This window comes from Pseudomonas avellanae BPIC 631, assembly GCF_000444135.1.
In the GTDB taxonomy this organism is placed as follows: Bacteria; Pseudomonadota; Gammaproteobacteria; order Pseudomonadales; family Pseudomonadaceae; genus Aquipseudomonas; species Aquipseudomonas avellanae.
Genome location: NZ_ATDK01000384.1, coordinates 1 through 3,734, shown reverse-complemented (window position 1 = coordinate 3,734; position 3,734 = coordinate 1). Strand labels below are relative to the sequence as shown.

The 3,734-nt window shown below is 55.6% G+C and carries 3 protein-coding genes and 1 pseudogene; all 4 read left to right on the top strand.

Annotated features, from left to right (window positions below):
* The first annotated feature begins 94 nt into the window (after positions 1 to 94).
* Positions 95 to 946: a dTDP-glucose 4,6-dehydratase gene (rfbB, locus tag DW49_RS0122570; protein ID WP_005615135.1), complete on the top strand. Its 852-nt coding sequence runs from the start codon at positions 95 to 97 to the stop codon at positions 944 to 946.
* Positions 943 to 1,848 carry a dTDP-4-dehydrorhamnose reductase gene (gene rfbD, locus DW49_RS0122565; protein ID WP_005615133.1) on the top strand — a complete coding sequence of 302 codons (906 nt, stop codon included), beginning with the start codon at positions 943 to 945 and terminating at the stop codon, positions 1,846 to 1,848. The genes rfbB and rfbD overlap by 4 nt, the downstream gene beginning before the upstream one ends.
* Before the next feature lie 8 nt (positions 1,849 to 1,856).
* On the top strand, positions 1,857 to 2,738 hold the full coding sequence (gene rfbA, locus DW49_RS0122560; protein WP_005615131.1) for a glucose-1-phosphate thymidylyltransferase RfbA: 882 nt from the start codon (positions 1,857 to 1,859) through the stop codon (positions 2,736 to 2,738).
* A gap of 265 nt (positions 2,739 to 3,003) precedes the next feature.
* A pseudogene (locus DW49_RS0122555) lies at positions 3,004 to 3,666 on the top strand (hypothetical protein); the annotation flags it as partial.
* Between the last annotated feature and the right edge of the window lie 68 nt (positions 3,667 to 3,734).

Here is a 3,734-nt window from a genome sequence, read left to right as displayed (position 1 = left end):
CATCGGTAGAGGATTACGAAACATTGTTGCCGTGGAACTGCTCGCCAGAGATGCCTCGGTAAACCAGACCCTCATTTTTTGCTAGGTGGGGTTTGTGGCGCGGATACCGATCACCGGCCCGGAAGCGTTTGTTGAAACCAACGTGATGGGTACGTTCCGGTTGCTGGAGGCTGCTCGCGCCTACTGGAATGGCCTGGAAGCAACCGACAAGGCTGCGTTTCGCTTCCTGCATGTGTCCACCGATGAGGTGTATGGCACGCTTGGCGCGAATGACCCGGCGTTCACCGAAACCACGCCGTATATGCCAAACAGCCCCTACTCCGCCAGCAAGGCTGCCAGCGATCACCTGGTGCGTTCTTATCACCATACCTACGGTATGCCGGTACTGACGACCAATTGCTCGAACAATTACGGGCCGTTTCACTTTCCGGAAAAGTTGATCCCGTTGATGATTGTCAATGCGCTGGCGGGCAAGGCGCTGCCGGTTTATGGCGATGGCCAGCAGATTCGTGACTGGTTGTATGTCGAAGATCACTGCTCCGGCATACGCCGCGTTCTGGAAGCGGGTGCGCTGGGTGAAACGTACAATATCGGCGGCTGGAACGAGAAGGCCAATATCGATATCGTGCATACCCTCTGTGCGCTGCTTGATGAACTGGCCCCCGCGGCTGCGCGTCAGGTCATCAATCAGAAAACAGGCGAGCCGGTCAGCAACTATGCTGAGCTGATTACCTACGTGACTGATCGCCCGGGGCATGACCGCCGCTATGCGATTGATGCACGCAAGATCGAGCGTGAGCTGGGCTGGAAACCTGCGGAGACATTTGATACCGGTATTCGCAAGACCGTAGAGTGGTACCTGACCAATCAAAAATGGGTGAGCGGTGTGATGGATGGCAGTTATCGTGACTGGATCGTGCAACAGTATGAGGCTTCCAACGCATGAAGATTTTGCTGCTGGGCAAGAACGGACAGGTTGGTTGGGAGTTGCAGCGTTCTCTGGCAGCGCTGGGTGAGGTGATTGCGCTGGATCGTCAGGGCGCTGATGGCCTGTGTGGGGACCTTGCCGACCTTGAGGGCCTGACCGCCACGATTCGTACGCTGGCCCCCGACGTTATCGTCAACGCAGCGGCTTATACCGCTGTGGACAAAGCTGAAAGCGAGCCGGATGTGGCCGTGCTGATCAACGGCGAGGCACCTGGCGTGCTGGCTCGGGAAGCCGCAGCGCTTGGCGCCTGGCTGGTTCATTATTCTACTGATTACGTGTTCGATGGCAGCGGCGATAGCCAATGGCAGGAAGACGCACCGACCGGCCCACTGTCGGTCTACGGCCGCAGCAAGCTGATGGGCGAGCAGGCGATTCAGGCCAGCGGTGCCAAGGCGCTGGTTCTGCGCACCAGTTGGGTGTATGCGGCGAAGGGCAATAACTTTGCCAAGACCATGCTGCGCCTGGCGGCCGAGCGCGATTCGCTTAATGTAGTGTCTGATCAATACGGCGCGCCGACCGGTGCCGAGCTCATAGCCGATGTGACAGCACACATTCTACGCCGGGTGCTGGGTGATCAGGACTCGGCGGCGTTGGCTGGCATTTATCACCTGGCCGCTGCTGGCGAGACGTCGTGGCACGGTTTTGCCCGGTTTGTTCTGGAGCATGCCGAGCGCAATGGTGTTGCGCTGAAGGTATCGGCTGACAAGGTCGGGGCAATTGCCACCGAAGCGTATCCATTGCCAGCACCGCGTCCGCACAATTCGCGGCTGGCTTTGGGTAAACTTGAAACCACTTTTCAACTGAAGATGCCGCCTTGGCAACAGGGCGCACAACGCATGCTGGACGAAATTCAGCGCTAAGGACTTTCATGGCTCGTAAAGGAATCATTCTGGCTGGCGGCTCGGGTACACGCTTGCACCCGGCCACGCTTTCTGTCTCCAAACAGTTGTTGCCGGTGTACGACAAGCCGATGATCTACTACCCGCTCTGCACGCTGTTGCTGGCCGGGATCCGGGATATTCTGATCATTTCGACGCCACAGGACACGCCGCGTTTTACCCAGTTGCTGGGCGACGGCAGCCAGTGGGGCCTGAACCTGACCTATGCCGTACAACCGAGCCCGGACGGGCTGGCTCAGGCGTTCACGATCGGTGCAGACTTCATCGGCAATGATGCGTCGGCCCTGGTGCTGGGCGACAACATTTTCTATGGCCATGACTTCCAGTCGCTGCTGCTCAATGCCAGCAACCGCGAGTCCGGTGCCTCGGTGTTTGCTTATCACGTGCAGGACCCTGAGCGTTACGGCGTGGCAGAATTCGACGACAGTGGTCGAGTATTGTCACTGGAAGAGAAACCCCAGGTTGCCAAGTCGAACTACGCCGTCACCGGCCTGTACTTCTACGACAACCAGGTGGTCAATCTGGCGCGCCAGTTGAAGCCCTCCCCGCGCGGCGAGCTGGAGATCACCGATCTCAATACGCTGTACCTGGAACAGAAGCAGTTACACGTCGAGATCATGGGCCGTGGCTACGCCTGGCTGGACACCGGTACGCATGACAGCCTGCTGGAAGCCGGCCAGTACATCGCCACGCTGGAAAGACGTCAGGGCCTGAAAGTCGCCTGTCCCGAAGAGATCTGCTACCGCGCTGGCTGGATCGATGCCGCGCAGCTTGAAAAGCTTGCCCAGCCGTTGATCAAGAATGGCTACGGTCAGTATTTGAAGAATGTGCTCAAAGAACGGATATTTTGATGCCCCCCTCCTCTCAGGCATGACGCCGCAACCCTGATCGCAGGCCTTGAAACCGCCTGCGACAGCAAAAAAAGTAGCAAACGCAGTTTTCCGCTATGAGCGGCTTTCAAACATCAACGTTAACTGTTAGCGCATCCATCGGAGCAGTCCTTAGGCTAAAGCAGTATCGCCACTGTATTTGAGAGTCCACGAGGGCATTTGCCGTTTAAAAGCCTGTGAAGCGTCTCAGTTGCACATGACTGTAATTTATGGAGACAACTGAAAAATGAGCGGTCATCAAGAGCCCAGGCTCAACATTTCGACATACGCCACCTGTGTCACTGTTTTTACAGTGGCGGCAACAGCGCTGGTGATTTTGACACACTTACTCACCGGCCCCAACCCGATCTTATATTGGAAAAGTGATTATGCTATTTTCCTGATCGATATGTATCATGCCTCACAGTTTGATCAAGAGATCGGTATCTCGTCGCGATTTGGCTGGGCACATCCGGGCCCTTTTAACTATTACATGCTGGCCCCGTGGTATTCGCTGTTTGGTGAAAAGGAAGGAGGCCTGATACTGGGAACCTTCCTCTACAATATCGGGTTCATTGCGGCCTCCACATGGACAGTTGCCAAGATCAGCGAGAGAAACACAGCGGCTCTGTTTTTGGCAACGTTGGTCATCTACTCAACTCTTTCTTTGGGATCTCGGGTTTTTCTGGATGTTCTGCTTCCCTATTCAACAGTATTTCCGTGGATATTTGCTCTGTGCATGTCCGTTGCCATCATACAAAAACACAGTTATTTCATCCCACTGCTCGCCTTGACGCTGAGCTGCGTCACACAAATGCACGTTGCATTCTGGATGCCAGCAGTCGTGCTGGGATTGAGCACGCTAGTGTGCTGTCTCAAAAATAAATGCTCTGTAAAATCGTCTATTCTTGCTCGTTGATTACACCGTTGGAGGCGAAGAAATGAGCGCCCAAGATATCGTCCTGAGTCCTGAAGAAA